At 37.2% G+C, this 20,730-nt stretch carries 14 protein-coding genes; 4 read left to right on the top strand and 10 right to left on the bottom strand.

What is annotated here, in order from left to right:
• The first annotated feature begins 28 nt into the window (after positions 1-28).
• On the top strand, positions 29-1,105 hold the full coding sequence (gene acsF, locus H6G06_RS00650) for a magnesium-protoporphyrin IX monomethyl ester (oxidative) cyclase (protein WP_190556083.1): 1,077 nt from the start codon (positions 29-31) through the stop codon (positions 1,103-1,105).
• A 14-nt stretch (positions 1,106-1,119) separates the two neighbouring features.
• Here the strand turns inward: acsF and H6G06_RS00645 are convergent, their stop codons facing one another.
• Positions 1,120-1,974, bottom strand: a complete 855-nt coding sequence (locus H6G06_RS00645; protein WP_422387040.1) for an amino acid ABC transporter substrate-binding protein — start codon at positions 1,972-1,974, stop codon at positions 1,120-1,122.
• A gap of 420 nt (positions 1,975-2,394) precedes the next feature.
• Between H6G06_RS00645 and H6G06_RS00640 the strand changes: the two genes are divergently transcribed.
• From H6G06_RS00640 to H6G06_RS00630, 3 genes are all read left to right on the top strand, one after another.
• Positions 2,395-2,553, top strand: coding sequence for a hypothetical protein (locus H6G06_RS00640; protein ID WP_190556081.1), 159 nt, complete (start codon positions 2,395-2,397; stop codon positions 2,551-2,553).
• 189 nt (positions 2,554-2,742) lie between these two features.
• Entirely contained in the window at positions 2,743-4,482 is a 1,740-nt protein-coding gene (gene recN, locus H6G06_RS00635; protein WP_190556079.1) for a DNA repair protein RecN, read from the top strand.
• A gap of 415 nt (positions 4,483-4,897) precedes the next feature.
• Positions 4,898-5,968 carry a photosynthetic reaction center family protein gene (locus H6G06_RS00630; RefSeq protein WP_190556077.1) on the top strand — a complete coding sequence of 357 codons (1,071 nt, stop codon included), beginning with the start codon at positions 4,898-4,900 and terminating at the stop codon, positions 5,966-5,968.
• A 72-nt stretch (positions 5,969-6,040) separates the two neighbouring features.
• Here H6G06_RS00630 and H6G06_RS00625 read toward each other — a convergent pair whose 3' ends face one another.
• The 9 genes from H6G06_RS00625 to H6G06_RS00585 form a co-directional block, all read right to left on the bottom strand.
• Entirely contained in the window at positions 6,041-7,396 is a 1,356-nt protein-coding gene (locus H6G06_RS00625; protein WP_190556075.1) for a cysteine desulfurase-like protein, read from the bottom strand.
• A gap of 66 nt (positions 7,397-7,462) precedes the next feature.
• The gene (locus H6G06_RS00620; RefSeq protein ID WP_190556073.1) at positions 7,463-8,974 is read right to left on the bottom strand and encodes a response regulator; all 1,512 of its coding nucleotides are present in this window, start codon (positions 8,972-8,974) and stop codon (positions 7,463-7,465) included.
• A gap of 40 nt (positions 8,975-9,014) precedes the next feature.
• Entirely contained in the window at positions 9,015-11,459 is a 2,445-nt protein-coding gene (locus H6G06_RS27160) for a methyl-accepting chemotaxis protein (protein WP_242039561.1), read from the bottom strand.
• Between the two features lie 24 nt (positions 11,460-11,483).
• Positions 11,484-12,509 (bottom strand): chemotaxis response regulator protein-glutamate methylesterase, encoded by a 1,026-nt coding sequence (gene cheB / locus H6G06_RS00610; protein ID WP_190556071.1) that lies wholly within the window; start codon positions 12,507-12,509, stop codon positions 11,484-11,486.
• Between the two features lie 141 nt (positions 12,510-12,650).
• On the bottom strand, positions 12,651-15,437 hold the full coding sequence (locus H6G06_RS00605; RefSeq protein WP_190556069.1) for a hybrid sensor histidine kinase/response regulator: 2,787 nt from the start codon (positions 15,435-15,437) through the stop codon (positions 12,651-12,653).
• Positions 15,438-15,523: 86 nt separating this feature from the next.
• Entirely contained in the window at positions 15,524-16,276 is a 753-nt protein-coding gene (locus H6G06_RS00600) for a chemotaxis protein CheW (RefSeq protein ID WP_242039560.1), read from the bottom strand.
• Positions 16,277-16,296: 20 nt separating this feature from the next.
• Complete coding sequence (locus H6G06_RS00595; protein ID WP_190556065.1) at positions 16,297-18,156, bottom strand: HAMP domain-containing methyl-accepting chemotaxis protein; 1,860 nt, start codon at positions 18,154-18,156, stop codon at positions 16,297-16,299.
• A gap of 55 nt (positions 18,157-18,211) precedes the next feature.
• Positions 18,212-19,459, bottom strand: a complete 1,248-nt coding sequence (locus H6G06_RS00590) for a CheR family methyltransferase (protein WP_190556063.1) — start codon at positions 19,457-19,459, stop codon at positions 18,212-18,214.
• Complete coding sequence (locus H6G06_RS00585) at positions 19,440-19,922, bottom strand: chemotaxis protein CheW (protein ID WP_190556061.1); 483 nt, start codon at positions 19,920-19,922, stop codon at positions 19,440-19,442. The genes H6G06_RS00590 and H6G06_RS00585 overlap by 20 nt, the downstream gene beginning before the upstream one ends.
• Positions 19,923-20,730: the final 808 nt, after the last annotated feature.

Here is a 20,730-nt window from a genome sequence, read left to right as displayed (position 1 = left end):
ACAAGCATAAAATAGCAAAAGGAGTATCATGGTTAAGTCTTTGGAAACTCCCCCAGTTGAGTTGTTGAAACCAGGTGTCAAAGCACCTGTTCAAGAAACATTATTAACACCCCGGTTTTATACCACAGATTTCGATGCTGTGGCAAAAATGGATATTTCTGCTCATGAAGCGGAAATCAGGGCTGTAGTTGATGAACTTAAGGCTGATTATAACCGCCATCACTTTGTTCGTGATGATGAATTTAAACAGGGTTGGGATCACATTCAGGGTGAGAAACGGCTGGCTTTTATTGACTTTTTAGAACGTTCTTGCACTTCTGAATTTTCGGGGTTTCTGCTGTTTAAAGAGTTGTCCCGTCGTATTAAAGATAGTAACCCCTTGTTGTCTGAAGCGTTTGAATATCTAGCAAGAGATGAAGCGCGTCATGCGGGTTTTTTGAATAAGTCAATGGCAGATTTTAATCTTTCCCTTGACTTAAGTTATCTCACTAAAAATCGTACCTATACTTTCTTTCCTCCAGAGTGGGTTATTTACACAGTTTACCTATCGGAGAAAATTGGCTACTGGCGTTATATTTTAGTATATCGTCACATGGCACAAAATCCAGAATTCCAGTTTTATCCTCTATTTAGGAAGTTTGAAAGCTGGTGTCAGGATGAGAATAGACACGGGGATTTTTTCAAGGCTTTGTTACGTTCTCAACCCCAGTTATGGAATAATTGGAAAGCACGGTTATGGGTGCGTTTCTTCTTATTAACTGTGTTTGTTACCCATACAATGACGGTATTTGAACGGGCGAATTTCTATGAAATTTTAGGAATTCATCCCCGTAAATACAATAATCAGGTAATTACAGAAACCAACAAAACCGCAGCGAGGGCTTTTCCCACTATCTTAAATACAGATCACCCCTACTTTTTCTGGTATTTGGAACAGTGTGCAATCAATAACCAGAAATTAATTGAACTCAAGAACAGCAAAGAATTGGGAATTGTGAAGTTCTTCCAAAAAATACCTTTGATGAAAAACATCGTTTGGTATATGTTGAAACTTTACTTAATTAAACCCATCAATGCTGAAAAGAATCGTCAGACTGTTTGTTAACTAATAACTACAGCTTACAAATCTTTCTGGGGAATCTCTTCGTGAAACTCTATCATCAATTGCATAGTTTCCACAGCTAAATCGCGTAAGTCCTGATTGAGATATACAGCACCTTGAAAACCAAACCAACGGTCAAAAATTGCCACATATTTGGGGTTATCGTTGACCAATCCTTGCATAAACTTGACGAGGGAATAATTTACTGAGTCGAGGAATTTAGAGTTATTCTCAGGAACCATGCAAGCAATTCCTTCTCGTGAATAGGGACGAGGGGGAACAATAGCAAAACTATCTTGATTTTTTGCTGTTTGCAACCATCCCTCTAAAAGAATGCTATCCGATGCAAAAGCGTCAATTTTCCCTTCTTCCAAAGCAGCAAATCCTTCTGGTCTAGTTTTCAAATATACAAGCTTGGCTTGGGGTTGTATATGCTTGATTGCTTGTTCGTTGGTAGTTCCAGCCATCACACCCACACGCTTGTCAATGAGAGATTCAGGCGAACCTAAATTACTATCCTTTTTAATTAATATTTGTGTACCTGTTACACCATAGCTAACCGAAAAATCAACCTTTTTATCTCGCTGCCAAGTAAAGCTACTAGCATCACAGACAATATCAACTTCTCGGTTAATTATCTTGGAAATGCGTTCTGCTGGTGTCACTCCAACTAATTTCAGTTTGATTTTTTTGCCTAATTCTTTCTCTAACTGCTTCTGAATCAAAGTCAGCATATCCACAGAATAACCAGTAAATTTTCCTTGACTGTCAGCATAGGCAAAGGGTAAAGCATCTCTACTCGTACCAGCAGTTAATACTCCTGTCCGGGCTACTTTTTGCATCACAGTCTCTGCCCCTGCAACACCAGGCATTAAAGCTGGTAATATCAAACCGAATATCACAGGCGCAACATTTCTATATATCTTCGACTTAGTAACAGCAGGTAAACACGAGAAATTTATTTTGGTATTGACAAACATATTCAAATCTTTGGGCATCCACAGCATCAAAATAAAGAAATTATCTCTATCAATTGCCAAATCAGCAGTTCTAGAAATAATTCTTCACATTATAGTTCTGATTTGTGAGTAAGTATGTATATAGGATTAAGTATTGACAACTTCAAGTGCTATTTAATGCAACCAGTTGTAAAATCTTCATAACCGAAAAAACCACAAAATTATGAAGATTTTAATACAAGGTTATCGCTGGGTTTCAGGTATTTGCTGGACAAATTCAGCCACACAATGCAGTTATTTTTGTGACTGATGGTTTGCGGCCGATGACTGTCAATGCTACTGACACTCCAACTTTACAAGCCATTCGAGAACAGGGTGTTAATTTTCTTAAATGAGGCTTTGCATGGTGGTATAAATAATGTAAGTTTTCAGTCTCATATTTTAGAATCTGCACCGGCTGAAAATGGCTTAAAGACGGTTTTAAAATATTAAACTGAATACTCGTTACTTTGATGTTGCAGGATTTGTTGGTAGGACTTTGGGGTTGTAATTGTCTGAATCCTGATTCTGACAAGCTTTAGTAAAATCCGTTACAAAAAAATAACCATCTATACATTACCTGCTGAATAGAGATAAAATTGATAAGTATCCGGCATTTGCCCTCACGGAGATTGTAGCCTGATGTTGCTGTGCCTCAGAATTGAGAATTTTGCCCTTATTGACCAACTAGAGTTGGATTTTGGCGCTGGTTTAAATGTGTTGACAGGGGAAACCGGCGCGGGAAAGTCGATTATTTTAGATGCGATTGATGCGGTTTTAGGTGGTAAAGTTTCTAGTCGTGTGATTCGGACGGGGACTAGTCGCGCTTTGGTAGAAGGGACTTTTAGTATCAATCCTTTCCTGGCTGCTTGGTTGAATGAACAGGAAATTGATTTAATTGATGATAATGCTGTAGTTATTAGTCGAGAAATTGCCGTTACTACCAGTAATATTCGCAGTAGATCGCGGATAAATGGGGTGTTGGTAAATCGGCAAATTATGGGAAATTTGCGCGATCGCTTGGTAGAAATTACCGCCCAAGGGCAAACTGTACAAGTGGGACAATCTGCACAAGTCCGCGATTGGTTAGATGTATACGGTGGTGATTCTTTAATTCAACAACGCCAAAAGGTGGCTGTTGCTTTTAGTGCATATCAACAAGCACACCAAACTTTAGAAAAACGGCGCACTTCGGAACGGGAACGTTTACAACAACTCGATTTACTCACCTATCAAGTTCAAGAATTGAGTGCAGCGAATCTCGATGATCCGCAAGAAATGGAACAATTAACTCAGGAAATGCAACGCCTCAATCATGTTGTTGATTTACAACAAATGAGTTACAAAGTTTATCAAGCTTTATATCAAAATGAAGATGAAACTCCTACTGCTGCTGATTTATTGGGAGACAGTGAAACAATCTTAAATCATATTGTCGAGTTTGATTCTCGAATGCAACCGATGTTGGAATTGGTGAGAGATGCAGTAGCAGCAGTGATGGAAGTAGGCAGACAAATTAGCATTTATGGGGAAAGTTTAGAAGCTGACCCGCAGCGGTTGGAGGAAGTTGAGGAACGGATTCGGGAATTAAAACAAATTTGTCGCAAATATGGTCCAAATTTGGGAGAGGCGATCGCTTATTTTGAACGCATCCAAATAGAGTTAGCAGAACTTAATAACCATGAACAATCAATTGAGACTTTAGAACAACAAGAACAAGTTTGTTTACAATATCTCAATCAAGTTAATCAACAATTGACCCAACTGCGTCGTCAAACTGCGGCTAATTTAGAATCTCATTTATTGGCTGAACTCAAACCTTTAGCAATGGAAAAGGTAAAATTTCAAGTTGAAATTGCGCCTAGTTCCCCAACGGCTATGGGTGCAGATAAAATTACCTTTATGTTTAGTCCTAACCCCGGTGAACCAATACAACCGTTAACAGAAATTGCCTCCGGTGGGGAAATGAGCCGATTTTTACTAGCTTTAAAAGCTTGTTTTAATCAAGATGATGGCGCAGAAACAATGATATTTGATGAAATTGATGTGGGTGTTTCTGGAAGAGTTGCCCAAGCTATTGCTGAAAAATTACACCAACTGAGTCAAAATCAGCAAGTATTATGTGTAACTCACCAACCGTTAATAGCAGCAATGGCAGATCGACATTTTCGGGTGGATAAACAGGTGATTAATAAAAATGGTAATGCTGAACAGCGGACAGTTGTGAGAGTTACCTGTTTGGATAATTTAAGTACCCGCAGAGAAGAATTAGCACAGTTGGCAGGTGGAAAATCTGCAAATCAAGCGATCGCATTTGCCGAATCTTTATTATTACAAGCTGCTAACCACCGTCGTCAAGAACAAAGTTACACCAGGGAATAGGAAATATGGATAAATTGTGTTTATTGCGTAAGTCTTGCAGCATATTCCATTCAAATGAGGTACAAACTTGAATAATAAAACTCTTGTGGTGTGGGCATCTTGCCCGCTAGATGTGTACGCAAACTAATAGCTAATAGACATCAGATGGTAATTAAATGTGCATAACCTGAAACCCTTGTAGGGACAATTCATGAATTGTCCCTACACCTTTTTCACCAGAGGTCTAATAACTAGCCAATAAATACTTACTTGAGAATTGCAAAGATATTTGACAAATAGTAACTCTACTTACGACTTTTCTTAGAATAAAGATAATCAGAAAAATTCTGAAGTTTTTGAATTTTGAATTTTGAATTGGTATTACACAATTTTGAATCAATTTTCATCATCATCTTCAAAAAATGAGGTGTAGACAATGACTATCATTGCTCCACGTCGAGAAGAATTCGATTTCTTTGAACTATGGGATCGTTTTTGCGCTTGGATAACTAGCACAGAAAATCGTCTATATATAGGCTGGTTTGGCGTTTTAATGATTCCCACTCTATTAGCTGCCACCACTTGTTTTGTAATTGCTTTTATCGCTGCACCAGCGGTAGATATGGAGGGAATTAGAGAGCCAATTCGAGGTTCTCTCATGGATGGTAACAATATCATTACAGCCGCAGTAGTTCCAACTTCTGCTGCAATTGGTCTGCATTTTTACCCAATTTGGGAAGCAGCTTCCATTGATGAATGGCTTTACAACGGGGGACCATATCAACTAATAGTGCTGCATTTTTTGATTGGGATTTGGTGCTATTTAGGTCAATTATGGGAGTTAAGTTACCGTTTGGGTATGCGTCCTTGGATTTCCATTGCTTATTCTGCACCAGTCATAGCAGCTACATCAGTATTGCTAGTTTACCCAATTGGTCAAGGTAGCTTTGCTGACGGTTTACCCCTTGGGATAGCAGGTACATTTCACTTTATGTTGGCATTCCAAGGAGACCATAATATTTTGATGCACCCCTTCCATATGTTGGGAGTTACAGGAGTATTTGGTGGTGCATTATTAAGTTCCTTACATGGTTCGTTAGTAACATCTACCTTACTGCGAACAACGGACGAAAATGAACCTCCCAATGCTGGATATAAGTTAGGTCAACGTCACGTAACCTATAGCTATTTAGCGGGACATTATGGTTATTTAGGTCGCTTGTTGATTCCTTGGTTTGCAAGTCGAAATCACCGCTCCTTTCATTTTTTACAAGCTGCATTACCAAGCATTGGTATTTGGTTTGCCGCAGCCGGGGTAGTGAGTATGTCCTTTAATTTGAATGGTTTCAACTTCAATCATTCAATTTTAGATAGCCAAGGTGCAGTAATTAGAACGAATGCGGATATACTCAATCGAGCTAATATTGGTATTCAAGCAATGCACGCTCCTAATGTCCATAATTTCCCAGTTATTATGTCTAGCGGTGAGCCTATTCCTGTTAGCTAAGAGGGTGACTAAAAAACCTCTCTCCTTGCAAGAGAGAGGCTTTGAAAACCCTTTTTTCTAAGTCATAAGTTTTCAAACTTCCTGCAAAACTTGTAAAAATTGATTAATTTCTTCCCCAGTATTATAGTGTGCTAATCCAATTCTCAGAAAGCCCCCAGATGTTTCTACACCTAATCTTTCTGTGAGTTCAATAGCATAAAAATTACCATGCCAAGTAAAGATGCCTTTTTCTCCTAACATCTTCGCTACATCTACCGATGTTTTTCCCTGAATGCGGATAGAAACTGTTGGAGTTCTCCACACAAAACGGCTAGGTTCAGTAATACCATAAACCGTTACATCAGGAATTTCTAACAACCCAGAAATCAGCTTTTTACTTAATTCTCTTTCATATTGTTGAATAGCTGACATTGCAGCTACTAAAGCCGCACGACGACTGTGATAAGCAGATGCTAATTCATGGCTTGGTTGTTCAGGTGAAGTCAGAAACCGGGGACAATGAAAAGTAGTTAAACCTTCTCTATCCGCTTCTATTAAAGAATCAAGTAATTCATTATCTAAAGTTGGAGATACGTGACAACCTAACTTTGCTAAATAATTAATTGTTGCTACCAATCCCGCTAAACCTTCATGATTTAAAGTTCCAGTTTCCCATTTTGATGGAACTTCATTAGATGCAGGTCTAACTTTATCAGGAGAAAATCTCTCTAAATGTTCTCTTTTTCCATATAAAATCCCAACGTGGGGAGCAAAGAATTTATAAGCGGAACAAACTAGAAAATCACAATCTAAATGATGGACATTAATAGGTGCATGGGGAGCATAATGCACAGCATCCACAAAAACCAAAGCACCAACAGCATGAGCTAATTTAACTATTTTGGCGATATCATTAATTGTTCCTACAGCGTTAGAAGCATAAGTCACCGCTACTAATTTTGTGCGGGGATTGATTTTTGCTGCTAAATCATTTAAATCTAGGGTGCAATCATCAACATTAATATCCACAACGCGAACATTTACACCCTTTTCTTCTAAAGCATACCAAGGGGAAACATTAGCTGCATGGTCAAGTTTGGTAACAAGAATTTCATCACCTGGTTGCAGTTCTCTAGCAATAGCACGACTCACACTAAAAGTGAGAGTAGTCATATTCGCACCGAATACCACCTCATCATTATCGCATCCTAAAAAATCTGCGATCGCTGCTCGTGCAGAATTAATTACCGCATCAGTTCGCGCACTGGTAGCAAAATACCCATGAGCATTAGCATTCGACCTAACTAAATAATCACTGATCCCATCTAACACCGCACCCGGTACTTGAGTTCCACCAGGACCATCGAAAAAAATAGCTGGTTGTCCGTTAATGGTTTGAGTTAACGCTGGAAATTGAGAACGAATCCATTTTATATCTAGAGATTCCATATTATTTACCTACAATACGCTGTATCTCCATTTCTAGAATAACCTCTACCTCTACAATCGGCATCCTTATTTTTCGGTAAATTGCCAAACACCATCCCAATTTTCTGGCTTACCATTTTGTATCATATAATTCACCCGACTTAAATATAAATCTGCGGTTTTATCAACAGCATTTATGGCTAAAACTTTCTCAAAATAATCTTTGGCTTTCTCAAAATCCCCTTGACGATAATATTCTAAACCATGCTCAAAATCCGGCTGAGTTTGCAGTTTCACAAATCTCACTGTATCAATCTCTGCATCTAATACTTCATAAACAGAAATTGGTTCACTTCTACCTTTAACAACTACCCGATCTAAAAAGCGAATTTGATATTTATCAGAGTTACTAAGATTGTCTAATGCTTGTTCAGAAATCAATAAAGAGACACCATAAAATTTTGTCAATCCTTCCAAACGAGCAGTTAAATTCACATTATCAGATAAAGCATCACCCTGGATTCTGCTTTCTTCCCCAACCATTCCTAACATCATATTTCCCACATGAATACCAATGCCAATTTTAATAGGCAAATAGCCCTTTTTTACACGGTTTTTATTATATTCTTCTACCTGTTTTAGCTGAGAAATACTAGCAGCTATAGCATCATCAGCACCATCAGGAAAAACAGCCATCATTCCATCACCTAAAAATTTTACTATCAGTCCGTAATTGTTGCGAATTTCGGGACTAACTCGTTTTAGGTAAGCATTAACAAAATTAAAGTTATCCTGGGGTGTCATTCCTTCAGCAAAGGTAGTAAAAGAACGAATATCACTAAACATGACAGCCATAATTTTACTAACATGATCACCCAGTTGCACATCGGTAATGCTTTCTTTACGGAGAAAACGTAGATATTCATGAGGTACAAACCGCCCGTAAGCTTTTAATAAAGACTCTAACTGGCTGTTAGCCTTAGTGAGTTCTTTTTCCCTAGTTTTGACTGTTTTTACCATATTAGTAAACACTCTGGCTAATTGTCCTAGTTCGTCACTACGTTTAACAACTTCTTCTAAAATATCTGGTTGAAAAGCATCTCTTTCCACATCAAAAGCGGCAGTTGTCACCTTGCTAACCTGCTCAATATATGCTGCTTGACGCATAATTTCGGCTTTAAATAAAGCTTCGGCTTCTTGACGTTTAAGAAAGTTAACATAAGCCTTGGAATGATAACGAATACGGGCTATTAATTCCATTGCATTGGGCAATTTGACCAAGTAATCATTTGCCCCTAATTCAAATGCTTTAGCTTTAATGGTCGGTTCTTCTTTGCTGGAAAGAACAATAAGAGGAATATTGGCGGTATGACAATCTCTAGAACGTAAAAACTTGACTAATAATAACCCTTCCATTTGTGGCATTACTAAGTCTTGAAGAATGACTGTAGGTTGACATTCTTTAGCAACTTTAATGGCTTTGGTGGGGTCGTTACAGTAGTGAAAAATGATATCATTTTCTGGCTTGAGCATTCGATGAATAGCTTCACCGATGATAGATTGATCGTCTATTAATAAAACTGTAATTTTTTCTTCCATATTCCCTTCTTACTGTCACCTGTAATTTATCATCTGTCACCTATTCCCCATTCCCTGAAACTTGAAATCGAGAAGTTTCTGCTTTTAATAATTGTGCTGCATCTTCTAATTCTTCTAAAGCATTATTAGTTTCTCGCAGTGCATCAACTGTTTGCTCATAAGCTTCGCTTAATTGTGACATGGCTTCACTAATTTGTATTGCTCCTTGAGACTGTTCTTCCATACTTTCACAGACTTGTTCAAACTGTGGTGGTAAGCTTTCAACTTGATTAATAACTTTACCAATTTGATTACTAATTAAATTCACTTGTTTCGCACTATTATTAACTGAGTTAGTAAATTTATCCATTTCCATTACACCTACATAAACTGCTGTTTGCATATCTTTAACGATTTGGTCTATTTCTAAAGTAGCGATCGCAGTTTGATTTGCTAAACGCCGAATTTCTCCCGCTACCACTGCGAAACCTGCACCATATTGACCTGCTTTTTCTGCTTCTATGGCTGCATTTAATGATAAAATATCTGTTTGAGTAGCAAATTTATTAATTGTGACTACGACGTTATTAATATTACTAGCTTTTTTATTCATAATATCTAATTTAGAAGTGAGAGAATTGGTAGCGTCTATCAACTGCTGCATAGTAATTTTCATTGCTTGTAATTCATCTCTGCTTTGACTAGCGGCAGTGGATGTCATTTTAGTTATATCTTGGACTTTGTTGATCATGTTGAGTAAATATCTGGAGGTAGCAGCAATTTCTTGAGCAGTAGCAGCCACTTCATTTGTAGATGCTAATTGTTCGGTAACTGTTGCTTCTAATTGTTTACCAGAAGCGGCAATTTGTGTACTGGAGGTTGTAATTTTTACGCCTGAGTTTTGAATACTAAAAATTAAGGAATTTAAATCTTTATTCATCATATAAAAAGCATTTTGGAGTTTGCTAATTTCATCTTTAATTTCTGATAATTCAATTGGTGTAGTTAAATCACCATCGGCAATTTTTTGGGAAATATTCACTAATTCGGAAATTTTATGGGCGACTGTTTGAAAAGCCGTTTGTAGTTTAACTATTTCATTTTTCTCTTCAGCTTGCTGTTGGTCATAGTCCCTATTAGCTATGGTTTTGGAGACCTTGACTAATTCTTCAATAGGTTTAACAAACTGATTGGCAATAAAATTAGCTAAAAGAGCAACTATTAATGATAAAATTGCAGTAGCCATTAATAATACTTGTTGTAAATTATAAATGGGTTGATATGCTTCAGATAAATCTTTTTCGGAAATAATCGCCCAATTTATACCTTCAATTTTCAAAGGTGCGTAAGAACTAAGAACGGTTTTACCTTGATAATTTTGCTCAATAATCAGTGTACCTGATTGTTTTTTAATAGCTAATTTAGCAGCTTCTGTATTAATTTTTTGCAAGAAAATTGAAGTTTCTAGCTGTTCTACTAAACCGATAGTATCATCTGATATCCCCTGTGTTTTTAAGATATTGATATAAGCTTGCCTATCTTCTAGTAAAAGGCGGGAATTTGAACGCATGAATAAATCATCACCTATCATATAGGTTTCACCGGTATTTCCTAAACCATCATTTTGCCAGTTTTTATTACTAGTCAAAACTCGGTTAATTTGATCTATAGGTAATTGGATTGCTAGGATACCTACCAAATTTTCACCGTTGTAAATAGGTGCAGCAACAAAAGCAGCAGGAGCCATGTAAGATGCTTGATAAGGTTGATAATCTACTATATGAACTACACCCCGATTTGGATTTTCTTTAACTGTATTTACTAATTTAGCAAAGTTACTTTCTGCCAGTTTACCTGTATTTAAACTTGCACCAAAATCAGTTTCTTTATAAACTGTATAAACAATCTCATTAGTATAAGAATCAATCAAGAAGAAATCATAATAACCAAATTTTTTAATCAGATTTTGAAATAGTTGATGATATTTACCATGAATCTTACTATACTCACTTCCATCTGCTGCGGCTAGGAGTTGATCCTTTTTACCTACTGGATAGGGATTATTGGCTAAATAATGATATTGTAAATAACGAGCTACGTTAGTAGATGGTTTATATGCCGATAAATCAAGTTCTTTCAAGAAGGATTTCCTAAGGCGGGGTAAAAATTCATTTTGATAAAAACTACTGTTTTTATTATCCCATTCTGGGGAAATACTTTGTTTTTTAATGTCTTTAAAAGCCTGAGCCAATTCAATCATGGCTTCTACAATCATTCTATCTTCAGATAGAGTTTCTACATGGTGACGCAGGGTTTGAAAATAAAATTCTATCTGGTAAGATTTAGAATTTCTAACACTAGTTAATTGATTAAAAATTTGTGTTTTTAGAGATTCTCTTGCCCAACTTAAGCCTAAACAGCCAACCATAAAAATTGAGCCAAAGCTGACAAGCAAGAGTATTATTTGTAATTGAAATTTAGTGCTTAAATGCTTAAATTGTTTCATGTTAGTAATAGTTGTTTTATAATTTTAACTCCTATGTGATTTGATGGCAAAAGTTTGTAATAAGTTCGCTGCAATAGATTCCAAAGACAATATCTGAACAGCAGCATTCAACTCTACAGCAGCTTTGGGCATTCCGTACACAATGCAACTTTCTTGATTTTGGGCAATGGTATGCCAACCTTGGATTTTTAAAGCATTTAACCCTTCTGCACCATCTTTACCCATCCCTGTAAGTAAAATTCCCGTTCCTTTATTTTTCCAATGTTGGCCAAGACTTTTGAAAAATACATCAACAGAAGGACGATAAGGATAATCAAGAGGATTTTTGGTATACGCTAATGTTAAATCTGGTTTTAAATAGAGATGATCATTTGTTCCCGCTACTAAAACGATGCCTTTTTGTAAGCGATCGCCTGGTACGGCTAATCTAACTGGTAAGGGTGTTTGCTGGTTTAACCAGTCAGCAAAACCGCTGGAAAAATTGCCATCAACGTGCTGCACAATAGCGATCGCAGCATTAAAATTAGCTGGTAGTTTTGATAAAATAGCTGCCAGTGCTTTTGGTCCACCAGTGGAAGAACCAATTGCTACTATTTGCATAGATGTCAATAGTTTATTTTGAGATTCTAACTTGATTTTGCTGGGTACGGAACTTGTCTTGATTAACTTAGCAATTCTCGCTATTTTCCCCAGTAACTTATCAGTCATTTCGGGAAAGTTTTCTGTATCTATAACTGGAGTATCAACCGCATCTAAAGCCCCGTAACCCATTGCTGCATAAACTTTAGAAATATTATCTTGTGTATTTTTAGTAACAATAAGAATTGCACAAGGTGAATTTTTCATAATCTGGTGGGTTGCTTCTACCCCATCCATCATTGGCATCACCAAATCCATTAATATTAAATCAGGAGGATTTACCTGACATTTACTAATAGCTTCATGACCATTTTTAGCCGTCCAAATTAATTGATAATATGGTACAGCTTGGATAATCCGCCGTAGGGTATTTAATGCGACTAATGTATCATTGACAATGGCGATTTTCATATAGGGGATTGGGGATTGGGGATTGGGGATTGGGGATTGGGGACTGGGGATAAATAAATTCAAAATTCAAAATTAACAACTCTTGCCTTTTGCCTTTTGCCTTTTCCAACTGACAACTAATTAATGACTAATAACTAATGACTACTGACCAATTAAATCAATCACCGCATTAATCAAGGTGTCATCATGAAAACTACTTTTTGTCAAGTAATAATCTGCACCAGCTTCTAAACCCTGAATTCTATCTTCTTCCCTGTCACGATAAGAAATAATAATCACAGGTAAGTAATTTAAACGAGGATTACTTTTGATTTGCTTAACTAATTCAATTCCATTCATCCTGGGCATATCAATATCACTAACTACCAAATCATATTGATTAGTTCGTACCGCATTCCATCCTTCCACACCATTAACAGCCGTATCTACTTGATAACCACGATTTTCTAATAATTTGCGTTCCATTTCTCGGACAGTAATAGAATCATCTACTACCAAAATTTTGCGGCGTTGATTTATAGTTTCTAATTCAGCTTGCATCATCACCTTAGATAACTTTCCTCCTTTGAGGATGGCATCCATAGAACGCACAATATCGGAAATATCAACTATCAAAATGGGTGAACCATCTCCTAATAAAGCAGTAGCACTAATATCTGGAACTTTCCCCAAACGCGGATCTAGCGGTCTAACAACCAAATCTCTCTCACCTAAAAACTTATCTACTACTAAGCCATAGGTACTATTTTGGTCACTAATGACAACAATAGAAATTGAGCCAATTTGCTGTTTTACGGCTGGTAATTCTAACACCTGATGGGCAGCAATTAAACCAATATTTTGGTTATTCATTGTGAAATATTGACGATTTTCTACATCAGTAATTTCTGACCTTTCCAAAGTTACGATTTGATCAATTCGCGCTAAAGGAATAGCATAGGGTTTATCAGAAATTTCTACTAATAGTGTTCTGACTACCGACAAAGTGAGGGGAAGTTGAAAATGAAAACTTGTCCCTTTTCCAGCTTGGGAAGTTGCACGTACAGTTCCCCCTACTTCCTGTGCCATACTTTTGGCAATATCCAAACCTACACCCCGTCCAGAAATTTCTGTTAACTGTTGTGCTGTCGAGAAACCAGGTAAAAATAGAAATTCTATCAACTCTGCATCTGAGAGTTGGACAGCCATATCTGGTGTTACTAAATTCTTATTGATGATTTTCTGGCGCAACTGTTCCCGATTTATACCTTTGCCATCATCGCTGATAGTAATTGCTAACATTCCCCCACGATGAAAGGCTTCTAAACGAATTGTACCTTCAGGAGATTTACCAGAGGAAAGGCGTTCTTCTGGAAGTTCAATGCCATGATCGACAGCATTTCTGAGAATATGGGTTAAAGGTGCTTCTAATTTTTTGAGAATATCTCGATCAACAGGTGTAGATTTACCAATAATTTCTAATTTTACCTTTTTATTTAAGTTCCGTGCCAAATCCCGAATCATGCGAGGAAAACTTTGTAAACCATCTTCAAAAGGTCTCATGTGAGAATTAATTACTTCCCGATAAAGACGATCTGATAAACTAGCAGTACGACGCACATATAACTCTAATTCATTCAAGCGATCGCCTATATAATCAAGACATTCCTGTTTTTGGTGTCGCGCTTGTGCTAAATATTCTTTCCCCTCTTGCTCATATAAATTCTGATCAAGAGATTCCTGCAACTGTTCCAAACTGCGGGCAATTTCCACCATCCGAGATTTGAGCGACATCATCGAATCTGCAAAAGGTTGTAACCAGTTAGCCTCAATTAATGATTCCCCCGCTAAACCCATAATCCGATTTAAATTATCAGCACTTACCCGCACCACACGATCTTGATTGTTGGCAATATTTTCCACCCCACGAGTAGTAACTGGTGACTGGTGATTGGTGATTGGTGATTGGGGACTCTTTACTAGGGATTGGTGTTTGGGGATTGGTGTTTGGGGATTAACTATCCGTGCATCCGTGTCAAAATCAGTGTGTGCTTTCTGTTTTTTACCTTCCGGTTGCAAAATTGCCGCCACATCATCACGGATATTCGTAAAATCAACTTGATGTAGTCCTAACCAACCTGGTAATTCTGCATCATTTAATTGACTAATACTTTGCAGTAAGTCCACCCCTTGCAATAGCACATCTACATCATCGGGAGTTAAAATAATGGTTTTGCCTTGGGCAGCTACAAAACAATCTTCCATCACGTGCGCTAATTCTACCACCCCATCTAAGCCAACAATTCTCGCCGCACCTTTGATAGAATGAGCCGCCCGCATCAAAGCTTCTAATTCTTGTGCTGATTGGGGCTTGTTTTCTATGGCCAGCAATCCATTATTCAAAATGGTAACTTGCGCTTCTGCCTCCAATCGGAATAAATCCATCATCGAATCACCATTACCACTCATCGCTGGAAGTTCGACAGGCGAAACATAATGATCTGTTACCTGTTCTCTATCAGCTGTCACCTGTTCCCTATCACCTGTTACCTGTTCCCTAGTCGCTAAATTAGCAATGCTTTTCTGAGTAGTGTTCCAATCCCAAGCGTGATCTGTCATCCATTTATCTAAACTACCTTCAGCCGCTTTACTCATATTCAAGAGCAAATCACTGGCATGAAGTAAAGTATCAATTTCTTCGATCTCCAAGGTAATGCTTTGTTTCTGAACAGCAATTAAGCAATCTTTTATTAACTGCACTAAGTTGGCAGCTGCTTCCATTTCTACAATGCTGGTTGTTCCCCACAAGGAATGAGCCGCTTGTATTGCTTGCTCAATTTCATTCATTGAGAACGGCTGAGTTTTCAATACAGGAAGACATTGTTTCAGGATAGCAACATTAGTTTCCACTTCCTGACGAAACAGTTCTAATATGGTGTAGTTGCTCATGAGTAGATGACAGTTAATAAGTAGGGGAGCAGGGAGCAGGGGGAAGTTAATAACCCAATGACTAATGACTAATGACTAATGACTAATTACAAAATCTTGTGATTAAGTGTGTAAAACAATAAATCAGAATCAAGATAATTTACTTTTTTACCTTCCCAATAAACTATTCCTCTGGTATAACCTTCTTCCGATTTGGTAATAACAACGGGTGCATCTTGTAATTCGTTGAGATGAAAGCGGAAAATTCCATGTACTTCATCTACTGGAAACACCCATTTATCTTCTCCTTGTCCGGCTACAATCATACGTTGAATATTAATCAGTTTAACTGTGGAATTAGTCTTTGAACTTAGTTTTTTGTTGACATTTTCCTCAGTTGGTTGAATATGTAAAAGAGACTGGAGAGAAGCACAAAGTAGGGTTTCTCCACGAATGTTTACCAAACCTAAAAATAATTCGTTGCTGCGATGAGGTAGCGGTTGAATAACGCAAGGATGGGTAACTTCTTGCAGCATTCTTACTGGTAAGGCTAATCTCTCATTTCCCAGGCGAAATATAATAATAGAAATTGCTTCATTCGTGCGAATAACTGCTTCATTACTGTCGTAAATATCAGGAATAGCAGATGTTTCTTCGAGAATTTTCATCCAGTCTTCTAGATAATCTGCTGCTGGTTCTCTTTCTAAAAGACTATCGCCTACTGCGGCGTAAACTGCACATTCATAGCAATGGATGACGGCTGCTAATTCGCCACAAGAGCGATCGCCCATTACACCAATTTTATTCCAGCAATCATTGAAAATTGGCTGTTCTATATTGATATCGTTATCTTCTTTCATGAGCATTACCTTTTTTCTGCTCAATTTTTAACATGAAAATGGGAAATTTCTTCTCGTAATGATTGGGCTGCTTCTTCTAATTGCTCCAAAGCACCATTAGTCTCTCGTAAAGCATCAACTGTTTGCCCAGAAGCCTCCGTTAATTGCTCCATTGCTTCGCTAATTTGTGCAGCACCCTGAGACTGTTCTTCCATACTTTCACTTACCTGAATAAATTGCGGCGGTAAGCTTTGGACTTGATTGATAACTTTACCAATTTGGTTACTAATTTTATTCACTTGTTCAACACTATTATTCACAGAATTGTTGAACTTATCCATTTCCATTACACCCACGGAAACAGCCGATTGCATATCTTTAACAATTTGCTCAATTTCCAAAGTTGCGACAGCAGTTTGATTTGCTAACCGCCGAATTTCTCGCGCTACTACCGCAAATCCCGCCCCATATTCTCCCGCTTTTTCCGCTTCTATAGCTGCGTTTAATGACAAAATACTGGTTTGATCAGCAACTTTTGTAATTGTCACTACGACATTATTAATATTGCTGGCTTTTTTATTCATTATTCCTAATTTGGAAGTAATAGAATTTGTCGCTTCTGTTAATTGCCGCATGGTATCTTCCATTTTTTGCAATTCATCACGGCTTTCACTTGCACCAGCAGCAGTTAGTTTTGTCATATCTGCCACTTGATCCATCATTTTCACTAAATTTCTGGAAGTAGCAGCAATTTCTTGAGCAGTAGCAGCCACTTCATTTGTAGAAGCTAATTGTTCTGTAACTGTTGCTTCTAATTGTTTTCCAGAAGCAGCAATTTGTGTACTAGAAGTGGTAATTTGTACTCCTGATTGTTGAATACGTCGAATCAAGGCGTTTAAATCCTTGTTCATGGTGTAAAAGGCATTTTGCAATTTGCCAATTTCATCTGTTCCTTCTGCTTGCTGAATTTGTGTTGTTAAATCTCCACTAGATATCTTCTGGGAAATATTCACCAACTCACCAATCTTAGATGCGACTGTGTAAAAAGCAGTTTGTAGTTTACCTATTTCATCTTGTCCTTCAGATGATTGCATCTGTGTAGAAGAACTACTATTAGCTATAGACTTAGAAACTTTAACTAATTCTTCCACCTTTTGGACAATTGGTTTACTAAAAGCATATCCAAAGACAATGGCAGTCACTGGACCAATTACCAAAGCCAGTAACAACAAAAAGGAACCAGATGCAGCATCTTTTTGTGCTTGTTTATAAGTTTCCATACCAACTTTTTCATTGATGTGGATATTTTCAATTAGTAATTTTGTGGCTGCTTCAAATAAAGGGCGATTACCCAGTCCTTTTTGTCTTAATTGTGATAAAGAAGCATTTGCTCTTCTAACTAATTCTATTTCTGGACTATTGGCTTGATTTGATTTAATTAATTCTAGTTCCCTAGCAAGTGGACTAAGAATACCCATGCTTTGAAACTGTTGATTCATTTCCATCAATGTTTCATGATTCTTTTTCCACTCATCCCAAACATTCTGGAATTGAGCATATAATTTCTTTTCTTCATCAGTTTTCTCTGTTGCTTCGTATTCCTTAAATCCCTCATCAATTTGTTCCCATGCTTTTTTTATTCTTGTTACTTGAGCATTTCTTTGTGCTAGGTTGAGGTGGTCTTTTAGTAAAGCCCGTTCTGAAGATTCTATCTGGGTTTGTCCTTCATTAATTTTCCACAACCCTGAAATACTGGGAATAGTATTTGTACTCAAAACATTGATGGCATTACTGAGGCGTGCATTCACACTCCAGCCCACTAAAGCCACGATTAATACAATTAAACCAATAAATAAAAATCCACCGATCAAACGCACTTGTAAGCTTAAGCTTTTTAGCATCACTCCTCCTTGCTGATATTTATGTTAAAAAAATAGCTGTTGGTGATTGATTATTTCACAATTGTTGTAAACGTTGCCATCTTTGACGTAAAATATTTGCTTTTTCCTGATTTCCTTGTTGTTCTTTGAGTAAAGCTAAATGTAGTAAAGCCTGGGAATTTTTTGGATCAAGATAAACTGCTTTTTGAAAACACTCTTCTGCTTGTAATTCTAATCCTTGTGCTTGATAAACTTCACCAAGCAAAAGATATGCTTCTGCACTGGTGGAATGTTGATATATATAGTTTTGACATTGGGATATAGCTGCTGTTAAATTCCCTTGATCTGCTAAAATACGAATTGAGTCTAGATGACAATCTTGTATTTCTAGCAATGGTTGGATTTTCTTTACCTTTTCTGTATTTGGTGCAATTTGGGGTTTATTAATTTGATAACTTTCTACTAAAATTTTAGATTGGGGAATTACATAAGCCGGATAATTTAAATTAGTATTTTTAAGGTTTTCTGGAATTTCGGTTTTTTTCTGTCCTACAAATACACTATTCAAGCGAATTATATCAAAACCTAAATTAGCTAATTCTCCTGTTTCTGATGCACCGACAAATAACAGTCCTTGATTTTTCAATAAGCGGTGTAAATTTTTTAATGTGTTTTTGCGACCAGAACTATCAAAATAAATTAAAACATTCCGACAAAATATTATATCATAATGTATTCTATCTAATAACAAATTGGCCTCAAGTAAATTACCTTGACTCAAATTAACCGTATTTTTCACCTTTTCAGACAATTGATAACCTTTATCTGTAGATGTAAAATAGCGATTTTGAAATTCTAAATTATGACCCCGGAAAGAATTACGGCTATAAACTGCTTTTCTAGCTTTAGACAAAGCATTTTTACTAATATCAACTGCATCAATATGAAACTGATTAGGTAATAAACCCAGATCCAATAATGTCATAGCTAAAGAATAAGGTTCTTCACCAGTGGAACAGGGAACGCTTAATAAGCGAAATTTGCTATTAGAAAATTTATTTAACCATTGAGAACGGACATATTTGGCGAAAGCATCATAAGTTTGAGTATCTCGAAAAAACCAGGTTTCGGGAACAACAAGCAATTCAACTAATTCATCAAATTCTTGACTTGATTTGGTTAAAATATGTAAATAATCATCTACATTTACCCTGCATATCAAACAGCGATTTTCTACGGCTTTAACAATTTTGCGAGTACCAATAATATTCGCATCAAAGCCGATTTGACGACATAAGAGATTTTCAATTTTTGACCATATCATTAATATAACTTTCTCCTGCTGTTAATAAGTATGTATTTTCAACATCAGCAAACAATTGTTCTAAATGAATACGCTGAATAATTCCTTTTTCATCCATTAGCATTCCCCCTAAATATGGGGCTTCTTTAATGCGAATACCAGAGTCTACAAAATCTGTTTCTGGTCTGTTCAAGGTTTCTGTAATTCGTTCTGCTATTAAACCCAGGTGTTGACACCCATGATCTTGACGAGGGTAACTAACCATAATAATACGCGTGCTTAAACAAAAACGGCTAGATGTACCACGAATTAAATGACACAAATCAATTACTGGTACTATTTTTCCCCTGTAATTAAATAAACCAGCTACATATTCCGGGACATGATGTACTGTTCTCAAGCCGACTCTGGGGATAACTTCTACTACGCAGGAACTTTCAATAGCGTATAATTCTTTACTAACACAAAAGAGTAGCATTAACATGACAGTTTCCCTGTAAGCAATTGTAAATATGCAATTAAGTATAAATTATATGCAAGAATTCAGGAGTCATAAGAATTTAAGGAGGCAGGAGGACGAAGGCAGGAGGCAGAAGGTAATTGAGACTGGAAGCATAACTTTGCCGCGCCATCTGCTGTCACCCCTAATTTTGCGTTGGGCGAGATCGCACACCATTTTTACCAACTGGAAGCATAACTTTGCCGTAAGTCAAAATTGGAAGCATAAGCTTGCCGCAAGTTACAAATGGATTATAAACATGATTTCTTGGACACAACACTAAGGCTTGCACTAAATAGACATCTCCGGTAATTAAATGTGCGTGGTTTGAAACCCTTGTAGAGACGTTCCGCCGGAACGTCTCTACCATATTTCCCGGAACGTCTCTACCATATTTCCCGGAACGTCTCTACCATATTTCCCGGAACGTCTCTACCATATTTCCCGGAACGTCTCTACCATATTTCCCGGAACGTCTCTACCATATTTCCCGGAACGTCTCTACCATATTTCCCGGAACGTCTCTACCATATTTCCCGGAACGTCTCTACCATATTTCCGGAGAGGTCTAATGAGTGAATGTGTGTACATATCATCTGGTAGCGAACATTTATACTAAATATAGGAATCCATCTGGGGCTTGGATACGCTGATGTCTCATGGGAGGTAATGGTAGTTGGGCTAGAGACATGAAAGACGAGATTGAGCAGGATAAAAATCCTCATCGCTTTCGGTTTGTAGTTCCCCCTGAACAACCAATACCAAAAACTCAACAACCTTCACCAGGTTTCTA

Origin of the sequence: Anabaena sphaerica FACHB-251 (assembly GCF_014696825.1) — a bacterium.
Classification (GTDB): domain Bacteria; phylum Cyanobacteriota; class Cyanobacteriia; order Cyanobacteriales; family Nostocaceae; genus RDYJ01.
Note: the sequence above shows the minus strand (reverse complement) of the source record. Positions and strands in the feature narration are given on the sequence as shown.

Bases quoted from the DNA above. Each gene is read 5' to 3' on its own strand.
- acsF (WP_190556083.1), top strand. From the start codon at position 29: ATGGTTAAGTCTTTGGAAACTCCCCCAGTTGAGTTGTTGAAACCAGGT.
- H6G06_RS00645 (WP_422387040.1), bottom strand. From the start codon at position 1,974: ATGCCTGGTGTTGCAGGGGCAGAGACTGTGATGCAAAAAGTAGCCCGG.
- H6G06_RS00640 (WP_190556081.1), top strand. From the start codon at position 2,395: ATGCTACTGACACTCCAACTTTACAAGCCATTCGAGAACAGGGTGTTA.
- recN (WP_190556079.1), top strand. From the start codon at position 2,743: ATGTTGCTGTGCCTCAGAATTGAGAATTTTGCCCTTATTGACCAACTA.
- H6G06_RS00630 (WP_190556077.1), top strand. From the start codon at position 4,898: ATGACTATCATTGCTCCACGTCGAGAAGAATTCGATTTCTTTGAACTA.
- H6G06_RS00625 (WP_190556075.1), bottom strand. From the start codon at position 7,396: ATGGAATCTCTAGATATAAAATGGATTCGTTCTCAATTTCCAGCGTTA.
- H6G06_RS00620 (WP_190556073.1), bottom strand. From the start codon at position 8,974: ATGGAAGAAAAAATTACAGTTTTATTAATAGACGATCAATCTATCATC.
- H6G06_RS27160 (WP_242039561.1), bottom strand. From the start codon at position 11,459: ATGAAACAATTTAAGCATTTAAGCACTAAATTTCAATTACAAATAATA.
- cheB (WP_190556071.1), bottom strand. From the start codon at position 12,509: ATGAAAATCGCCATTGTCAATGATACATTAGTCGCATTAAATACCCTA.
- H6G06_RS00605 (WP_190556069.1), bottom strand. From the start codon at position 15,437: ATGAGCAACTACACCATATTAGAACTGTTTCGTCAGGAAGTGGAAACT.
- H6G06_RS00600 (WP_242039560.1), bottom strand. From the start codon at position 16,276: ATGAAAGAAGATAACGATATCAATATAGAACAGCCAATTTTCAATGAT.
- H6G06_RS00595 (WP_190556065.1), bottom strand. From the start codon at position 18,156: ATGCTAAAAAGCTTAAGCTTACAAGTGCGTTTGATCGGTGGATTTTTA.
- H6G06_RS00590 (WP_190556063.1), bottom strand. From the start codon at position 19,459: ATGATATGGTCAAAAATTGAAAATCTCTTATGTCGTCAAATCGGCTTT.
- H6G06_RS00585 (WP_190556061.1), bottom strand. From the start codon at position 19,922: ATGTTAATGCTACTCTTTTGTGTTAGTAAAGAATTATACGCTATTGAA.